This is a genomic window from Nocardiopsis baichengensis YIM 90130, from assembly GCF_000341205.1.
Lineage (GTDB): Bacteria > Actinomycetota > Actinomycetes > Streptosporangiales > Streptosporangiaceae > Nocardiopsis_A > Nocardiopsis_A halophila.
This window is the reverse complement of record NZ_ANAS01000036.1, coordinates 26,506-44,150: the sequence shown is the minus strand read 5'-3', so window position 1 is coordinate 44,150 and position 17,645 is coordinate 26,506. Positions and strand designations below refer to the sequence as shown.

At 73.4% G+C, this 17,645-nt stretch carries 12 protein-coding genes and 1 riboswitch; of the genes, 3 read left to right on the top strand and 9 right to left on the bottom strand.

Annotation, left to right across the window (positions count from 1 at the left end; translation table 11 throughout):
• Positions 1–108: 108 nt before the first annotated feature.
• Together C892_RS0124225 and C892_RS0124220 are read right to left on the bottom strand one after the other, a co-directional pair.
• Positions 109–1,182 carry a ribonucleotide-diphosphate reductase subunit beta gene (locus C892_RS0124225; protein WP_017540989.1) on the bottom strand — a complete coding sequence of 358 codons (1,074 nt, stop codon included), beginning with the start codon at positions 1,180–1,182 and terminating at the stop codon, positions 109–111.
• Between the two features lie 72 nt (positions 1,183–1,254).
• Positions 1,255–4,881 carry a ribonucleoside-diphosphate reductase subunit alpha gene (locus tag C892_RS0124220; RefSeq protein ID WP_017559305.1) on the bottom strand — a complete coding sequence of 1,209 codons (3,627 nt, stop codon included), beginning with the start codon at positions 4,879–4,881 and terminating at the stop codon, positions 1,255–1,257.
• Between the two features lie 137 nt (positions 4,882–5,018).
• Positions 5,019–5,283: riboswitch (cobalamin riboswitch) on the bottom strand.
• A 73-nt stretch (positions 5,284–5,356) separates the two neighbouring features.
• On the opposite strand from C892_RS0124220, the gene C892_RS0124215 reads away from it, so the two are divergent.
• Entirely contained in the window at positions 5,357–6,010 is a 654-nt protein-coding gene (locus C892_RS0124215) for an HAD family hydrolase (protein ID WP_017559304.1), read from the top strand.
• Between the two features lie 86 nt (positions 6,011–6,096).
• Here the strand turns inward: C892_RS0124215 and C892_RS0124210 are convergent, their stop codons facing one another.
• The 3 genes from C892_RS0124210 to C892_RS30160 all read right to left on the bottom strand — a co-directional run bounded on the left by C892_RS0124210 (position 6,097) and on the right by C892_RS30160 (position 11,472).
• Complete coding sequence (locus C892_RS0124210) at positions 6,097–6,648, bottom strand: tetratricopeptide repeat protein (protein ID WP_017559303.1); 552 nt, start codon at positions 6,646–6,648, stop codon at positions 6,097–6,099.
• Between the two features lie 41 nt (positions 6,649–6,689).
• Entirely contained in the window at positions 6,690–8,456 is a 1,767-nt protein-coding gene (locus tag C892_RS0124205; protein WP_017559302.1) for an NYN domain-containing protein, read from the bottom strand.
• Between the two features lie 187 nt (positions 8,457–8,643).
• Entirely contained in the window at positions 8,644–11,472 is a 2,829-nt protein-coding gene (locus C892_RS30160; protein ID WP_026124599.1) for a sigma-70 family RNA polymerase sigma factor, read from the bottom strand.
• 267 nt (positions 11,473–11,739) lie between these two features.
• Between C892_RS30160 and C892_RS0124195 the strand changes: the two genes are divergently transcribed.
• Positions 11,740–12,492, top strand: a complete 753-nt coding sequence (locus C892_RS0124195; RefSeq protein WP_017559301.1) for a hypothetical protein — start codon at positions 11,740–11,742, stop codon at positions 12,490–12,492.
• A gap of 2,308 nt (positions 12,493–14,800) precedes the next feature.
• Here the strand turns inward: C892_RS0124195 and C892_RS0124190 are convergent.
• The gene (locus C892_RS0124190) at positions 14,801–15,454 is read right to left on the bottom strand and encodes a hypothetical protein (RefSeq protein WP_051060598.1); all 654 of its coding nucleotides are present in this window, start codon (positions 15,452–15,454) and stop codon (positions 14,801–14,803) included.
• Complete coding sequence (gene cutA, locus C892_RS0124185; protein ID WP_017540995.1) at positions 15,451–15,795, bottom strand: divalent-cation tolerance protein CutA; 345 nt, start codon at positions 15,793–15,795, stop codon at positions 15,451–15,453. The genes C892_RS0124190 and cutA overlap by 4 nt, the downstream gene beginning before the upstream one ends.
• 78 nt (positions 15,796–15,873) lie before the next feature.
• Here cutA and pyrE point away from each other — a divergent pair, with 78 nt between their 5' ends.
• Positions 15,874–16,407, top strand: coding sequence for an orotate phosphoribosyltransferase (gene pyrE / locus C892_RS0124180; RefSeq protein WP_017559300.1), 534 nt, complete (start codon positions 15,874–15,876; stop codon positions 16,405–16,407).
• 51 nt (positions 16,408–16,458) lie between these two features.
• Here pyrE and C892_RS0124175 read toward each other — a convergent pair whose 3' ends face one another.
• Together C892_RS0124175 and C892_RS0124170 are read right to left on the bottom strand one after the other, a co-directional pair.
• Positions 16,459–16,830, bottom strand: a complete 372-nt coding sequence (locus C892_RS0124175; RefSeq protein ID WP_017540997.1) for a hypothetical protein — start codon at positions 16,828–16,830, stop codon at positions 16,459–16,461.
• Between the two features lie 225 nt (positions 16,831–17,055).
• On the bottom strand, positions 17,056–17,442 hold the full coding sequence (locus C892_RS0124170; RefSeq protein WP_017559299.1) for a RodZ domain-containing protein: 387 nt from the start codon (positions 17,440–17,442) through the stop codon (positions 17,056–17,058).
• Positions 17,443–17,645: the final 203 nt, after the last annotated feature.

Sequence of the window (17,645 nt, the reverse complement as noted above, 5' to 3'; positions counted from 1 at the left end):
CGCACCCGTGTCTTGGAGGAATGGGAACCGCCGGCCCCGGCCCCTCCCGCGCGCGAAAACGGCCCCCGGACCCTCCGCCGACGGGTCCAGGGGCCGTGTCCTGTCAGGTCAGTCCCAGCTCAGGCCGCCGCCGGTCTGGTACTCGATGACTCGGGTTTCAAAGAAGTTCTTCTCCTTGTTCAGGTCCATCATCTCCGACATCCACGGGAACGGGTTCTCCGTGCCGCCGAAGATCGGCTCCAGGCCGATCTGCTCGGCGCGGCGGTCGGTGATGAAGTGCATGTACTGCTCGCACAGCTCGGCGTTGAGGCCCAGGACGCCGCGCGGCATGGTCTCCTTGCCGTAGGCGACCTCCAGCTCGCAGGCCTCGCGGAGCATGGTGCGCACCTCGCGCTGGAACTCCTCCCCCCACAGGTGCGGGTTCTCCAGCTTGATCTGGTTGATCACGTCGATGCCGAAGTTCAGGTGGATCGACTCGTCGCGCAGGATGTACTGGTACTGCTCGGCGACGCCGACCATCTTGTTGCGCCGGCCCAGCGAGAGGATCTGCGCGAAACCGGTGTAGAACCACATCCCCTCGAACACCACGTAGAAGGCGATCAGGTCGCGCAGGAACGCCTGGTCGGCCTCGGGCGTGCCGGTGGCGAAGTCGGGGTCCTCCAGGTTCTGGGTGAACTTCAGCGCCCAGGCGTCCTTCTCCGTGATGGAGGGGACCTCCCGGTACATGTTGAACAGCTCGCCCTCGTCCAGCCCCAGGCTCTCGCAGATGTACTGGAAGGTGTGCGTGTGCACCGCCTCCTCGAAGGCCTGGCGCAGCAGGTACTGGCGGCACTCGGGGTTGGTCAGCTGCCGGTAGACGGCGAGCACGATGTTGTTGGCGACCAGCGACTCCGCCGTGGCGAAGAAGCCGAGGTTGCGCTTGACCATCAGGCGCTCGTCGTCGGTGAGCCCGTCGGCCGACTTCCACAGGGCGATGTCGGCCTGCATGGACACCTCGGTGGGCATCCAGTGGTTGTTGCACCCGGCCAGGTACTTGTCCCAGGCCCACCGGTACTTCAGCGGAAGGAGCTGGTTCACGTCGGCGCGGGCGTTGATCATCGACTTGTCGTCGACGCTCACGCGGGCGCCGCCGCGGTCGATCTCGCCGAGTCCGGTGCCGTGGGTCTCCGGGGCCGTCGTCATGGGTGGGAACCGTCGTCTTTCGTGATTCGGTGCTCGATCGGGTGGCGGGGGCTCGGGCGGGGGCCGCCAGGGCTACTGGCAGGCCTCGCACTCGGGGTCCTCGATGGAGCAGGCCGCGCCCGCCGCATCGGGACCGTCCTGCTCCCCCGCGGCCGCTGCCGCCGCGGACGGGCCGGACGCGGGTGCGGAGGACCCGGAGGACCCGGAGGACCCGGAGGGCGACGGGGTCGCGGCGACCGCGTTGAGCCGGCCGTCGGTGCCCTTCAGCGTCGACTTCTCCACGTGCGTGGCGCTCTGCGACCGCAGGTAGTAGGTGGTCTTCAGACCGGTCCGCCACGCGCGCCGGTACAGCGCGTCCAGCTTCCGGCCGCTGGGGGCGGCCATGTACAGGTTCAGCGACTGGGCCTGGTCGATCCACTTCTGCCGCCGGGCCGCCGCCTCGACCAGCCACTCGGGGTCGATCTCGAAGGCGGTGGCGTACAGCTCCTTCAGGTCGGCGGGCACCCGGTCGATCGGGCCGAGGCTGCCGTCGTGCAGCTTGAGCCGCGCCACCATGTCGTCGTCCCACAGGCCGCGCTCCTTCAGGTCGCGCACCAGGTAGGGGTTGACCACGGTGAAGTCGCCGGACATGTTCGACTTCACGAACAGGTTCCGGTAGATCGGCTCGATGGACTGGCCGACGCCGGTGATGTTGGCGATGGTGGCGGTCGGGGCGATCGCCATCACGTTGGAGTTGCGCATCCCCTGGTCGCGCACCCGCGCGCGCAGCCCGTCCCAGTCGAGGCGGGCGGTGCGGTCGACGTCCAGCTCGCCCCCGCGGGCCTCGGCGAGGGCCTCCAGCGAGTCGATCGGCAGCACGCCCCTGCTCCACAGCGACCCCTCGAAGGAGGCGTAGGAGCCGCGCTCGGCCGCCAGATCGCTGGAGGCGGCGATGGCGTGGTAGGAGATCAGCTCCATGCTCTCGTCGGCGAAGGCCACCGCCTCCTGCGATCCCACCGGGATGCGCAGCCGGAACAGCGCGTCCTGGTGCCCCATGAGCCCCAGGCCCACCGGGCGGTGGCGCATGTTGGCGGTCCGCGCCTCGGGGATCGTGTAGTAGTTCACGTCGATGACGTTGTCGAGCATGCGCACCGCGGTGCGCACCGTGCGCTCCAGGCGCTCGGAGTCCAGCCGGCCGCCGGAGACGTGCCGGGCCAGGTTGACCGAGCCGAGGTTGCAGACCGCGACCTCCTCGCCGGCCTTGGTGTTCAGGGTGATCTCGGTGCACAGGTTGGAGGAGTGCACCACCCCGGCGTGCTGCTGCGGCGAGCGCAGGTTGCACGGGTCCTTGAAGGTGATCCAGGGGTGGCCGGTCTCGAAGAGCATGGTGAGCATCCGCCGCCACAGGTCGACGGCGCGCACCCGCCGCCACACCTTGACCTGCCCGGCGTCGGCGGCCCGCTCGTAGGCCTCGTAGCGCTCCTCGAACTCCCGGCCGTACACCTCGTGCAGGTCGGCGGTCTCGTCCGGGGAGAACAGGGTCCACTCGGCGTCGGCCTCGACCCGCCGCATGAACAGGTCGGGCACCCAGTTGGCGGTGTTCATGTCATGCGTGCGCCGCCGCTCGTCCCCGGTGTTCTTGCGCAGGTCGAGGAACTCCTCGACGTCGATGTGCCAGCTCTCCAGGTAGGCGCAGACGGCGCCCTTGCGCTTGCCTCCGTTGTGCGCGAGGGCGGAGGCCGTCATGTAGGTCTCATCGCCCTCCACTTTCAGGTCGACCACCTGGGGAACGGTCTCCGTCTCAGCCACGTCCCGCACACGGGTGAAGACCATGCCGGCGTGCTCGATCCAGTTCCGCTTGGTGAGCGGGCGGCAGCCGAGGAGCTCGGCGATCCCCTCCACCGCGGGGACACGGATGTCGAACGCCTTCACCAGGCCGTCGAAGAAGATCTCGGTGCCGTCCGAGCGGCGACCGGTGTGCGCCTGGCCGCGTTCCCGGTACTGGCCGGCCGCAGGCACCCCCAGCCGCAGCAGCTGGTACCGGACGCCCATCGCCAGGGGACGCGACGTGGTGGTGAAGTAGATCTCCACCCCGCGCGAGACACCGCCGTCGGTTTCGAGCAGACCGTGCAGCAGGGCTTTCGTCTGGTCCAGGGGGAGGTGCATGAAGCGCCGCGCGATGCGCTTCTTCCGGCCCCCGTCGTAGATGTCGTCGGCGGTGAAGGGAAGGGTGGGCGCCCCGGCACCGGTGATGCGACCGGTCTCGGCGCAGCGCGTCGCGCCGCTGCCGAAGGACCAGTGGATCTGCAGGTAGGTGTCGTCCCTGCCGGTCTCCCAGTAGTGGATGCCCCGTTCTTCCAGGTAGCCGCGGACGAACTCGAGGTGCGGGTCGAGTTCGGGGTTGCCGGAGACCCCCCACTGCGTGCCGTTCTTGCCCAGGTGGCCGTCGCCCAGCAGGATCCCGTAGAGCCGGGCGTCGTCGGCGGTGAAGCCCTCGACGGGAACGGTCTCCCGGGGGACGACCTGGGCGACGTAGTCGCCTGTTTCCAGCTCGCCCGCCTCTACCCACTCGGGGCGGACCTTCCCCTTGGCGATCCAGTCATAGGTGCGGCTGTTCGACTGGCCCAGCGGAACACCGCGGATCGCGTAGAAGGGGTGGCCGGACGTTACCTTGAGGGTCTCGACCGCGTGCTTGACGTTGATCTCGACCATCGGATCGGTCTGGTCGTAGACCATCACGTCGGTGACCTCGCGGTAGGTCCCGCTGTCGCCCAGAACGAGGTCCCCCGCGCGGATCTCACCGATGGGCCGCGTCCCCTCGGCCGTGTAGACGGACGTCTCCGGAGCGAAGCACTGGTTGACCGCCACGGCCGTGTCGTTGGCGATCTTGAGGAAGGGGACGACGCCCTGGCTCTTGCCGTTGGTGCCGCGGATGTGGGCGCCGATGCCGCGGACCGGGGTCCAGTCGTTGCCCAGGCCGCCCGAGTACTTCGACAGCAGGGCGTTGTCCGAGATGCCCTTGAAGATCGCCTGGAGGTCGTCGTCGACGGTGGTCAGGAAGCACGACGAGAGCTGGGCGTGCCGGGTGCCGGCGTTGAACAGGGTCGGGGTGGAGCACATGAAGTCGAACGACGAGAGCAGGTCGTAGAACTGCTCCGCGCGCGCGTCGCGGTCGTCCTCCTCCAGGGCCAGGCCCATCGCCACGCGCATGAAGAAGGCCTGCGGCAGCTCGTAGCGGACCCCGTCGCTGTGCAGGAAGTAGCGGTCGTAGAGGGTCTGCAGGCCCAGGAAGGTGAACTCCAGGTCGCGCTCGGGCCGCAGCGCCGCCCCCAGGCGCTCCAGGTCGAACTTCTGCAGTTCGGGGTCGAGCTGGCCCAGGGCCGTGCCGCGCGCCACGTAGTCGGCGAAGTAGGCGGGGTAGCGGTCGGCCATCGCCTGCTGGCCGACGGCGTCGCCGAACCCGGACAGGAAGCTCAGCGCCTCGCGGCGCAGCGACCCCAGCAGCAGGCGGGCCGCCAGCGGCGAGTAGTCGGGGTCCTCCTCGACGAGGCTGCGCGCCGCCATGATCAGCGCCAGCTCCACCTCGTCGTCGCGGATACCGGGGTACAGGCCGCGGCGCGCCTCGGCGACGACCGCCTCCGGCCGCACTCCGGCCAGTCCGGCGCTCGCCTCCCGCACCGCATCGGCGATGTAGGCCGCCGGCTCCGTGTCGAGGGTCATTCGCTCGCTCCCACCAGGTAGTCGATGAACCGGTCGGGAAGTCGAGGCCGGAGAAGCGCGAAGCGGGGGCGCACCCGGACACGCCGGTCCCCCGTCTCACGGCGGCCCGCCCTCGAGGCCCCGTAGATCGTGCACGCGAAAGGCGCACACCGACGGCAGGTCTTCGGACTCGCGGGCGTCGCCCGGCCTTGGCCGGGCGGCCTGGCGTCCGCCGCTTCCCGGGCGCTCACGCGCCCAGTGCGCTCGTGCGGACATCGGAAGGCGCGGACCCCGGTCCCCCCGGGCCGTTGGGCCGCGCCGCTTCCCGCTCACCGCTGCGGGGCAGTCCCGGATTCGCACCGGGTTCCCTCTTGCCTCACCCCGGTCTCGCATCCGGGGTGAACCATCGGCGGGAGCGATACTACATCTGGTGCCCCCCGGTCGCGACCACCGCAAGATAGCCGTGTCTCACAGGGCCGGTATAGGCTGCCGAGCGATGACGCGACTCCACATCTTCGACATGGACGGGACCCTGATCGCCGACAGCACCGCCAGCCTGGAGCTGGCCCGGGCCAGCGGGACCGAGGAGGCGATCACCGCGCTGGAGCGCCGCTTCGCCGCCGGCGAGCTGGACACCCGGGGGTTCTCCGGCGCCCTGTACGAGGTGTGGCGCCACCTGACCCCCGCGCACGTGGACACCGCCTTCGCCGGCGGGCCGTTCCTCGACGGTATCGCGCGGGTCTGCGCCGACATCCGCCGCCGCGGCGAGCACTCCCTGGTGATCACGATGTCCCCGTCGTTCTTCGCCGAGCGGCTGGCCGCTTTCGGTTTCGACCGGGTCGAGGCCTCGCTGTTCCCCGCTCCCCCGTTCACCGGGCCGCCGGACCCCGGCCGCATCCTCACCCCTGCGGACAAGGTCGGCATCTGCGAGCGGGTCCGAACGGCGCTGGGCGTGGCACCCGAGCACTGCATCGCCTACGGGGACTCGATGTCCGACGCGCCGCTCTTCCGCCACCTGCCGCACACGGTCGCGGTCAACGGCGACGCGCACATCGACCACTTGGCGGCGGCCGCCTACCGCGGGCGGAGCCTGGAGGAGGCCTACCGGCTGGGGCGGGGGCTCGTGGAGGACGGCGCGGCGGCGCCCTGAGGGGCGGCGGGCCGGGGCACGCCCGGCGCCGGCCAGAGCCGCCCGGTACCGCTCGGTGCGGTCGTTTCCGGTGCCGATCGGCGCGCTCAGTCGAGCATCCGGTCCAGGGCGTCCTCGTCGAAGCCCAGGTCGACACGGATCCGGAAGCGGATCCGCAGCAGCTCCATGAGCAGGTCGTGCACGTAGGGCGAGACGTCCTGGTGCCGGAAGCGCTCCACGCCCAGCGTCGACCAGGCGTGGGCGCCCTTGAGGTCGCCGTGCGCCTGCAGCGTCTCGGCGATGTGGATGAAGGTGGGCAGGTTCCGCGGCCCCTCGGCGCGCAGCTGTTCCAGCCGGGCGGCGGCGCCGTCCATGTCGTCGAGCTCCAGCAGCGCCCCGGCCTGGAGCGCGCGGGCGTCGATGACGGTGATCCCCCCGTCGTCGATGGCCCGCTGGTAGGAGCGGGAGGCGCGGTCGAACTCCTGGGCCATCTCCCACTGCTCACCGGCGCGGACGAACAGCTCGGCGCGCGACACCTCGCTGTCGGCGTCCACACTGTTGGCCAGCCCGAGGAGCTCCACCGCCACGTCGGCATGGTCGCCGGACTGGACGGCCCGGAACTCCAGGCGGTCCAGATCGGCCGTGGTAACTCGGGTCACAATCGGCCTCCCTCGCTTGTCGCCGCCCCGCAGCGCCCCGGTCATTCCCGGTGCCGCTCCAGCGCCTCCCAGAAGCCCTGCCGCAGCGCCTCGCGGACCTCGTCGCGCAGCAGGAAGTCGATCGGCAGCGCCGACCCCTGCAACAGCCGCGCCTCCAGGTCGGAGGGCATCCGGGGGCGGCGGACGAGCACCGCCTCAAGCCACAGGACGGGCGCGTCGCGCGCGATGGACTCGGCGAAGTCGTTCCCCTCCTGGCGCGCGACATTCACGGCGTCCTCGATGGTGCGCGCGACCGACCCCCCGGCGCGGGCGAAGTCCGCACTGGGGGTCGGGTCGGTGTAGGGCCCGTGCTGGACCCTGGGTCGGGGTCGGGGGCCAGTACCGCCGTCCGGGGGCCCCTGCGGTCCCCCCGGGCCGCTCCCCTGCGGGGAGTCAGCCTCCGTACTGGCCCCAAAAATAGGGTTTGGCCCGGTATTACCTCCGTATCCGGGGTTCTCCCCGGTCGTAGGGCCGTGGCCGTACCGCGGATCCGGCGGGGCGGTACCGGGCGGCGCCTCCCGCTCATAGGGGGGTTGCGGCTGGTGCGGCGCCTGGCGCTGCTGCGGCGGGGCGCCGTAGGCATCCGGGGCGAACGACGGCTGCTGCCCGGTGTGGCCGGTGTGCGCGGCGGGGCCGTGGTGCGGCGCCTGCTGCGGGCCGGTCGGCGGGTGGGCGGGCTGCCCCCCGGTGGCCTGCTGGTGCCCCATGGCGGGCTGGGCGCCCGTCTGGTGCCCCATCGCCTGCTGGGCGCCCGTCTGGTGCCCCATGGCCGGCTGCGGCCCCGTCGGGTGGCCCATGGCGGGCCTACCCCCGGTGGCCTGCTGGTGCCCGGCGGCCGGTGGGCCCCCCGCGGCCTGGGGCGGGGTCTGCGGGGGCGGGGCGGCGTGCGAGGCGCGCGGCCCGGTCGGGAAGCCGTTGGCGTCGATCGGGCCCGAGGGGTTCTGCTGCGGCGTGTCCGGGCCGGCCTGCGGGGCGAGCTGGTCGCCACCGCGCTGCCGGTCCAGGGTCTGGCGCATGGCCCGCAGCTGGTCCATGGCGCTGCCGCCCATCGACTGCTGGGACCCGGTGGCCGCCAGCACCGCCTCCACGCCGCCGCTCTGCGCGGCGGCCGGCTCGACCCGGGCCGAGGCCGGGTGCGCCTCCACCGGGTGCCGCTCGGTCTCGGGGGCCGAGCGAGCGCGGCCGTTGGTCAGCGGGGCGGTGGTCTCGGCCGAGGACTCCCCGGCGCCGGCCCCGGACAGCAGGTTGACGTAGGGCCGCAGGTGCCCCGCGCCGATCTCGATGAGGTCGTCGCACTCCCGGCGCAGCGCGCGCGAGATGGTCCAGTTGCCCTCGACAGAGACGTGCACGACGGTGACCCGCACCCCCATGTCCTGCACGTCGGCCACCACTTGGGCCATGTCCTCGTCCCCGCTGACCAGCACCGCCTCGCACAGGATGCCGGTGCGGGCCAGGGTGGTCAGGTCTCTTTGGACATAGCTCTCGACGCCCTCCCGTCTGCCTGGACGGATGCGCGCGGCTCGGAACTTGATTCCGGGGATGTCCGCGATCCCGTCCTGCTCCTGGGTGCGGCGGCCGTCGGCGGTCGCCTCGTACCAGTAGCACCGCAGCAGGGGGAGCCCTGTACGGTCCCGGGCGACCTCGTCGAGGAGCCGGGCGAGTCCCGCGTAGTCCCAGGACACGGAGTCGCGGTTGCGGGTTCCGTGTACAGCCATCGCGCCGTCGGCAAGGAGGTAGCCGGCGTCAACGAACAGCGCGCAGCGATCCACGCGACACCGCCCCTTCCCAAGGTCCTGCCGCCCGGAGCGACTGATGTCCGCACCGGGCCGCTCCGCGAAGTACCGGCCTGTGTTCGGCGTCCGGCCGTTGGACAGGCCGCCCACAGCCTAGCCAAGTCTGTGTCGGTTTGCGTGCGGGGTGCCACAGCCGGTCGTCCGCACCCCGCTCACCTGCGCCTCACGTGCGCATCGGCGTGGTCACCGCGACCACCCCGGCCATCACCGCGTCCCCCTCGGAGACCAGGCGCAGCTCGGGGTCGCGGGGCAGCCGGGCGGGGAAGCGCACCACGTCGGTGCCGAAGGTCAGCGGCGGCCCGGAGGCGCCCCGGGAATGGCTCGCCAGGGCGTTGTCCGGGTCGCGGTCGCCACCGGACGGGGTGAGCGGTTCGCCGTTCAGCAGCACCCGGTCGCCGGGCAGGTCGGCGTCGCCCTCCCAGGCGACCACGTCGACGGTGCCGGAGACGGCGGCCGGCAGCAGCCCGGCCAGCGGGAACCGCGCCCCCCGGTCGTCGTGGAAGACGGGGGCGGCGTCGTCCAGCACCATGGCCTGGTTGAACGACTCCTCCGGGTCCTCCAGGACGACGACCAGACTCCACCCCGCGTAGGTGCTCACACCCTCCTTTCCGGGTACGTCGGCCACCCACCACTCGCCGCCGCCGCCCTGCCGGACCTGGGAGGTGACGTCGGCGTAGGCCTGGTAGGCGGTGTAGCCGGGCAGCTCGGCGGTACGCACCTCGGAGGCGGCGACCTCGGTGTAGGAGGACGCGCCCGGGCCCTTGAAGCGGGCCGACGCGCTCCCTGGGGAGCCCACCCCGGAGAAGTAGAGCCCGGCCCAGCGGACCGATCCCTCGGAGGGCAGCGTCCAGCGTGCGGAGCTGGAGGTGCGGGTGCCGGGATCGGAGTCCCGGTCGAGCGGGCGCATGTCCCACAGGTCGTTGTCGCGCATGTCGCCCTGGCGCTGCCGGGCCTCGGCACAGGGGCCGGGCTCCTCGGGCTCCTCGGGTTCTTCCGGCTTCTCCGGTTTCTCGGGCTTCTCGGGGTGTTCCGGCTCAGCGGGCTTCTCGGGCTTCTCAGGGGCCTCCGGCTTGTCCGGGGGCAGGGGCGTGGGCGAGGCGGGAGGTTCGGGCGACTCCGGCGTCGCGGGTTCCTCCTCCTCGGGGGACTCGGGCTCCGGAGCCTCGGGGAGTCCGGCCGCGGCAGGGGCTCGGCGCTCGTCGGCGGCGGGGGCCTCCTGGCCGCCGTCTCCGCCGCCGCGCCCGGGGCCCCGCCCGTCGCCGACCACACCCGGCCACCACGGCCAGTCGTCGTAGCCGTGGTCGTGATCGTGTCCATGGTCATGGTCGTGGTCGTCGTCCGGCGGCTCCACGTCCTCGCACGTGAGCAGCGCGTTGCCGACGCTCTCCACCCGGACGCGCCCTGCGGTGGCGTACCGCGCGGGCGTCCCCTCGGGGTCGACGCCGTAGGTGCCCCCCGCGGAGACGGTCCGACCCCCGTAGGAGACCCGGATCCCGGGCGGGTCCCCGGCCGGGGCGCCCCCGTCGACGTCCACGTCCAGGTACTGGGTGGTGCTCTCCCCCTCGCCCAGGCCGTCGCGCACGCAGCGGGCGCCTTCGGCCCGGGGCGTGCAGCTCCACCCGTCCTCGCCGACGGAGAAGGGCACCGTGCTGCCGGGCCCCCCGCCCTCGGCGAAGGACACCCCGTCGGGCAGCAGGATGTCGGCGACCACGTCCTGCACGGCCGGGTCGCCCTCGTTGAGCACGCTCATCACCACGATGCCGGCGCGGCCGGGGACCAGGGAGCCGACCGGGTCGACCCGGGCGGCGAACACGGGCTCGCCCGGCTCGTCGGGCGCCGGCGGGTCCTCGGGGTCGGGCTCGTCGGGGGCGGGCTCCTCCCCGGGCGCGCGCGGCGGGTCCGGCGGGAGGACCACCGGCGGGTCCGCGGGCGGCGGGGCCTGGACCGGCGGGTCCGCCGGCGGCTCCCCCTGCGGCGCGGGCGGGTCCGGCGCGGGCGGGTCCTCGGCGGGCGGATCCTGCGCCGGAGGGGCCGCCGCCGGCGGGGGCGAGCCGGGCGGCGGCAGCGGCGACTCGGCACCCACCAGCGCCAGGGCGACCGCAGCGGCGACGGCCGCCGCGGCGGTCCCGCCCGCGGTGGCCTGCTGCTGCCCCTTGGACATCCGCGCCCACCAACCGCCCGCCAGGGCGCCCGTGGGCAGGCTGGACAGGTACCCGGCGGCCGCCGGGCCGACGATGAGCGGCAGCACCAGCCCGCGCAGCCCGACGTTGACGTCCATAAGCTCGGCGCAGACCTCGCGGCACTGCGCGCACCCGTCCAGGTGCCCCTCGACCACCGCGGTGTCGCGCTTGGCCAGGCCGCCGCGCACGTAGCCGCCGAGCAGCTCGAGGGCGGGCCGACAGCTCTCCGCGGGCGCACCCCCGGCCAGGTGCATCTGCAGGTAGGCCCGGCGCAGCCCTTCCCGGGCGCGGTAGGCCATGGCGGCCACGCTGCCCGGGTCCTTGCCCAGGTAGCCGGCGGCCTCGGCCGGGCCCAGCCCCTCGATCTCGGTGTACCAGAGCACCGACTGCCAGTCCGGGCGCAGCGACAGGAAGGCCCGGGCGATCAGCGACCGCTCCAGCCCCTCCACCGCCGGGTCGACGAACGGCTCACCGCTGTCGAAGCGCTCCATATCGTCGGTGACGACCTGGCGCTTGTCCTTGCGGCCGCGGTCGTAGACGCAGTGCCGCAGGGCGGTGAGCAGGTAGGGCCGGAACCCGGCCGACGGCCCGCCGCCGCGCTGGAGCACGTCCAGCACTCGTGCGAAGGCGTCGGCGACGGCGTCGTCGACCTCCGCCTCGCCCCGCACCAGTTGGCGGGCCAGTCCCCGCGCGGCGTCCACGTGCCGTTCCCACAGCGTCCCGTACGCGCCCGTATCGCCCGCGCGCACGCGGTCGAGCAACTCGTCGTCGCCGGCCAGCAACTCGGTGTGCTCACCCCGAGCGTCCGCCATGCACCCGCCCCTCCCGCCGGTCCCCGGCGTCCGCGTCTGTCGTGCATCGCCCGCGGGGCGGGCGGTTCGGCACGGCCCCTCCGCCGCGCCCCCTCCCTTGCGGACCGCCCCGCGAAAGAGAGCCGAAAAAAATATCCCGCAATCGCGTCATAGCCGCCACCCGAGTCCGTGATTAGGGGTGAAGGCGCACCGGCGGGGCCCACCGCAACGGGGGCGTAGGCCCTGCCGGACAGCGCCGGGACCTGGACGACGACGGGAGCTTCAGCGATGGAGGCATGTGGAAGGGACGGCCCCGGGCAGCTGCGCGAGGCGGCCGAGCGCCGCAGGCTGCGCACCCTGTGGAGCCGTAGGAGCCGGGAGAACGGGTGGGACCCGCCGGACGACTGGTGGACCCCGGTGGTGGACCACATCTGCGAGGCGGCGGCGCGCGGGGACGACCTGGCGCCCGGGTGCTTCCGGTTCGGCCAGGCGCGGGCCCGCTCCGGGGTGGGCATCGGCGCGACCATGACCGACATGGCCTCGCTGGCCGAGGTACTGGACTGGCGGAGCGTGCCGCTGCCGCTGCTGCGGGCGCTGGCCGAGGGCTGGGTGGACGGGGGGCGCTCGCCCGACGACTGCCAGGACCCGCTGACCGGCCTGGCCACCGCCGCCTTCCTGCACACGCGGATCGGCGAGCTGTACCGGGGCGCCGCCGCGGGGGCCGGCGCCGCGGCACGGCACCGCCTGGTGGTGGTGGCGCTGGAGCAGCGGGCCGACCCGTGGCGGCGCACCGCCCAGCTGATCGTGCTCGGGCACGAGCTGAGCCGGTCGTTCAGCGGCGGGGAGTCGCTGGCGCTGCTGAGCAGGACCCGGCTGGCGGTGCTGGCCCCGGACGGGCCCGAGCTCGCCGAGCACACCCGCCACCTGAAGGAGAACCTGTGCCGGGAGCACGGCGCGGAGCTGTGGACCGTGCCGCTGCCCGACACCGAGCGCGAGGCGCGCGCCCTGCTCGACGACATCGGAAGGCCGCTGTCGACATGACCACCGTCCCCACCGTCCCCGTCCCCATCCGCCGGCCCGAGCGGCCCGAACCAGCGGCGAGGTGCCCCATGGACACCGACTGACCCCCGACGCCGCCGGTGCCGCGCGGCCCCGTAGAGGGGGCGGGGCCCGCCACCGGCGGCCGGTCGGCCTGCTGCGCCCCGTTTGAGGGGGCGGGAGCGCGCAGGCCGGCCCGCCACCGGGCTCCGCCCCGGTGAAGGGTTGCCGGATCGTCGAGCGGGAGGGCCCTCTGGTCCCCGGCGGGGACGGTCCCCCGAACCGACCGGTAACCACGGGAATGCCGCAAGGCGTTCCCACGGAGGCGCGTCCGCAAGGGGAGGCGGGCGCGCCTCCCCTTATGCCCGGAAGAGGGGCCTTATGCCCGGGAGAGGGGAAGGGGGGGGGGGAGGCGGTACGGGCACGCGGCCGCCCCAGGGGCGCGCGCCGCCGGGACCACCCGCCGGGCGGAGGCTTCTCACGGTCCACCCTGGCGGGGTCGGCGGCACGGCGGGTACCCCGCTCCAGGCCACCGGCCGGGCAGCGGGTCGCCGGAGTGACCGGGGAAGAAGAGCGGCGATGAGGAAGCGGGACGGTTCCCCGGCCCTGCTTGTCGGCCGCCGGGCTCCTCGCGGTCCGGGTGGAAGGGGCGGCGACGACGGCCCGGCCGGTACCCCGCTCCAGGCCACCGGCCGGGCGGCGGGCCGCCGGAGCGCCGGGGAGGTGGAACCGCGACGAAGAAGGCCGGCGACCCCTACATCGACGCTGCCGGGTGCACGGCGTGCGGGCGGACAACGGAGCGGACGGCGACGACGAGGAAGCGGGGCGGTTCCCCCATCCTGGCAGTCGAGCGCCGGGCCGCCCGGGATCCCAGGTGACAGGCGTCGACAATGCGGACATGCGGGCCGGTGGGCCGTCCCGCCCGGATGAGCCCGGCGTTCAGGAAGCAGCCTCATCGATAGTGGTGGTATCGCCACCTGATTGCACATTAGGTGGCGATACCACCACTATCGATGCCCTGGTCGTGTCCGCCGGAGTGGTGGAACTTTCGGCCGCGTCCTTGTGAGCGGTGCGACCGCTGCGGCGCGATCGGCGACCCCGCCCCGGCTGCGCGCCCCCTCCTCGCCGTTGATCTCGGCGAAGTCGGGGTAATACCGGCGAGTATTACCCCGACTTCCCCGAGATCAACGGGGGTGTCGATACGGGCGGCCGGGGCCCGGAGGGTTCCACCACGCCAGCGGACACGACCGATGCCCTGACCTGCTCTCCTGCTCCCGACCGCCGTCGGACACGCACCATCAGGGGGCCGCTTCGTCCGGAACGGAGGGCTGTGCGGCGCTCAGTCGCCCCAGTCGCGCCTTTCGAGGGGACTGGGGCGCGGCGGCGGCCAGACCAGAACCGGATTCGGTGCCCACTCCCCCTCTAACGGCACCATGATTCCACTTGCAGTGCCCACTTGTCACTATGGGTAACCAGTCATGGGTCAACGGCGACACGAGATCCGGTGCGACCCGACACCTCTGCCCGGCTTCAGCGAAGCCTGCCCATCACTGAAGTGATGATCAGCGTCATTCCTGACATTTCTCCACCGAATCGCGTTCTGGTCTGGCCGACATCGCCCCCGGACCACCTGAAGAGGCGTCGATGGGCGTGCCCCCGCCCGCCCCACCCCATGACGGTACGTGTTTCCCCGGTTCAGAAGAGTGCCGTGAATCCCCGCTCAGGACGATCGGCCGCCTCGAACGCGCGGGCGAGGTCCGACCCCGACCAGACCACGGGGGGGAAGTCACCGCCTGGCGAGCGGGGAGGAGCGGGGTGCCCGGCGTGGCGGGGTCGCGGATCCTCCGGGACCGCGAGGAGCCCGGCGGCCGACGAGCAGGCCCCTGGGAACCGCCCCGGTTCTTCGTCGCCGCTCATCGCCTGGCATTCCGCCGGCCCGGCGGCCGGGAAGCGGCCGTGAGCGGGGCACCGGCCGTGCCGTTGCCGCTGCTCCGGTGGGCATCCGCGCGCCGTGCAGCCGACAGCGTCGCTGTAGGGGCCGCCGACCTTCTTCGTCGCCGCTCATCGCCTGGCACTCCGCCGACCCGGCGGCCGACTGGCAGGCCCGGGGGAACCGCCTCGCTCCTCTGTCGCCGCCTTCCCCCAGGACCACCGGCGGCCCACCGCCCGCCCGGGGCCGTGAGCGGGGCGCCGGCCACGCCTTCGCCGCCTCTCCCCTGGACCACCGGCGGCCCGGCGGGCCCCTGTCGGCGCTGTCTGCCTGGGCGGCCCGACCACTCGCCCGCCCGGCACGGCCGCTTTCGGGGCGGGGCTACATTCTCGCGACCAGCTCCAACAGCGCCTCGGCCAGGTCGTCCGGGGTGTGCGCCGTCGTCGCGTCCGCGGTCGGCCAGCCTCGCAGGACCGCCAGGCGGGCGCAGGGCGCGTGCCCCGGGTCGGTGTACAGGTAGCCGCACGGGGCGTCGGGCCAGTCCTGGACCAGCGGGAGCGGCTCGGTCCGGTACCCGCGGGGCGCCTCGGGGCCGCCCGGCTCCTCCGCGGCCGGGTTCTGGGCCCGGTGCAGCTCGGCCCGGGTCGGGGCGCCCTGCTGGGGCATCAGCCCGTCGGCGATCACGTACCCGGCCGGAGGGCGGCGCGCGGCGCGCTGGGCGGCGCCCACGGCGGCAGCGAGCGGCGCCGCCTCGCCGGCGGCGATGATCAGCGGTCCCGGCCGACCGGCGCCCGGGTCCGGGGCGGACGCGGCCGCCGCCCCGCCCGCGACTCCGCCCGCCGCTCCGGCCGCGAGGCCCGATGCGGCGGCCAGTGACGCGGCGGCCACGAAGCCCGCCGCGTGGGGCGGGCCGCCGGCCGGGTCGGGGTCGGCGGCCACCGGCGGCAGCCCTCGCCCCTCCAGCGCGCCGGCCAGGCCCGGCCACGGGCCGGGGGCGCTCGCTCCGCCCAGGATCAGGGGGACCGCGGCCCTCAACGGACGGGGCGGGTCTCGTCGGTGACCCAGTCCAGGTACTCGGCCGAGCCGCCCTCGACCGGCACCGCCACCACCTCGGGCACGTCGTAGGGGTGCACCTCGCCCAGGTGGGCGGTGAGCGCGTCCAGGCGGTCGGCCGCGGTCTTCATGACCACCAGCCACTCCTCGTCGGCCTGCACCGCCCCCTCCCACCGGTAGAAGCTGGTGATCGGCCCCGCCACCTGCGCACAGGCGGCCAGCCGGTGCTCGACCGCGGAGCGGGCCAGCGCCTGGGCCCCCTCCCGGTCGGCCGCGGTGGTCTCCACCCGCACGTGCCCGTTGTCCCGGTGCCGCTCCGCCATGCTCGCCCTCTCCCGCTTTCCGCTGATCAGGGTGGTGATCCAGCCGGTCTAGGCTCATGGACCATGAGCGATGGGACCATGAGCGACCGCGAAGAACTCCTGCGACAGGTCAACGATAAGGCCGTGGTGCACGGCCGCGTCACCCTCTCCTCGGGCAAGGAGGCCGACTACTACGTCGACCTGCGCCGGGTCACCCTGGACGGGGAGAGCGCCCCGCTGGTCGGCCGGGCCATGCTGGAGGCCACCGCCGACCTGGACTACGAAGCCGTGGGCGGGCTGACCCTGGGCGCCGACCCGGTGGCCGCGTCCATGCTGCACGCCGCGGCCGCCCGGGGCCGCCGGCTGGACGCCTTCGTGGTGCGCAAGGCCGGCAAGGCGCACGGCCTGCAGCGGCGCATCGAGGGCCCCGACGTGGCCGGGCGCCGGGTGCTGGCGGTGGAGGACACCTCCACCACGGGCGGCTCGGTGCTGACGGCCGTGGAGGCGCTGCGCGAGGCCGGTGCCGAGGTCGTGGGCGTCGCGGTGATCGTGGACCGGGGCGCCCGGGAGAAGGTGGCCGGCGAGGGCTTGGAGTACCGGACCGTGTTCGAGCCGTCCGACCTGGACGTGTGAGGCGGCCGCGGCCGCGGAGGCGGTACCTCCGCGGCCGGGCGCCGGCCCCGGTCAGGTGATCGGGTGCCAGTCGGAGTGGTTGATGCCGACCATGCTGAGCCGGAAGTTGTACGAGCGCGGGACCTCGTGCCACTCGCCGTCGCCCTCGCACCCTTCGTCGTCCCAGTACTCGGTCCCGGGCTCGGCGTCCACCTCGCCGTGCGGGCTGTAGGCGTCGCAGCGCTCGTCGTGCACCCGGAGGCGGTCCTTGCCGTCCATCTCGACGTATCCCACGAGTTCGCCCTCGTGGTAGCCCTCGATCCTGTTCTCCAGGTAGACGTACTCGACCTCCTCCGGATCCGCCGAGGCGGAGACGGGGAGCAGCAGCGCTCCCATGAGGCCCCCGATCAGGGCCGCGGCACCGGCATTGCGTGCGATGGACATGTGCCTCTCCTAGCGAGATTCGTCGACCGTGGCCCCGGAACAGCCCGAGACCGGACAATTACTCAGAGTAAGGAGAGAGGTGGCGAAAGCAACGACCGCAGCACAGTGCGGCGAAACCCGGACCTCGATTGATGGCCCGGGCCGGAGCGGAGCCGACCGCGGTCGCGCGATGGCCGCGGGGAACCGGCGGCCCGGGACGCCCATGGAAAGCGCCCCTCAGGACCCTCAGGAGGCGGCCTCGGCCACGAAGGTGTACCCCTCCTCGGCATCGGACAGGTCCATCAGCTCGCCGTTGACATGGACCTCCACGGCCTCGGGGTCGCCCAGGGTCACCTCCAGCTGGGCCTGGTCGTAGCTGAGGTACTGGCCCTGGGTCATGCTCTGGTCGGTCAGCACCTCACCCCCGGGCACGCGCACGAGCACGTCGCTCGCCTGCCCCACGACCTTGATGTACAGCACGCTTCCGTCGGCCTCGCCCGCCTCCTCGGCGGCGGCCGGAGGGGTGTCGGTCGCCGGTCCGGCGGCCTGTCCGGGCAGGGAGTTGTAGAGGAAGAACACCCCGAGGCCGACGAGCACGACGAAGAGGGCGATCGCGGCGGCGATTCCCAGCACCTGCCCGATGCCCCGAGGGTCATTGCGATGTCGTCCCACGGTGGTGAATGTAGCGTGAATCACGCGGGGCATTCGAGACCTGGTGCGAAGAGAGGGGGAATATCACCGGATTTCCTACGCACCGCGAGCAGACCCCTACTCCCCGTCGACCGATCGCCCCGGTCGCCGCCCCCTCCGGGCACCCCGTCGACCGATCCGGACAC